The sequence below is a fragment of the Psychroserpens mesophilus genome, assembly GCF_050617655.1.
In the GTDB taxonomy this organism is placed as follows: Bacteria; Bacteroidota; Bacteroidia; order Flavobacteriales; family Flavobacteriaceae; genus Psychroserpens; species Psychroserpens mesophilus_A.
The window spans coordinates 1-231 of sequence record NZ_JBODQC010000564.1 but is presented as its reverse complement, the minus strand read 5'-3'; the positions used below and the strand labels follow the sequence as shown (position 1 = coordinate 231).

Here is a 231-nt window from a genome sequence, read left to right as displayed (position 1 = left end):
GCTGTAGGTATAGGTATGCGCATATTTGGCAAGGGCATAGACCCAATCTTTGGTATTTGTGGTGCTATAATTGCAGTTTTAAGTTGTTTTATAGGTGACCTATTAAGTATTGTTGGCTTAGTCGCTGAGGCAGAAGAATTAGGCTTTTTTGAAACACTTTCACTATTTGACTATTCACAAACATTCAGTATTATTTCAGAAATTGCTAGTCCAATGGATTTCGTTTTTTAT

Annotated in this window: 1 pseudogene; it reads left to right on the top strand. The window is 35.1% G+C overall.

What is annotated here, in order from left to right:
• A pseudogene (locus ACRHNM_RS18435) lies at positions 1-231 on the top strand (hypothetical protein); the annotation flags it as partial.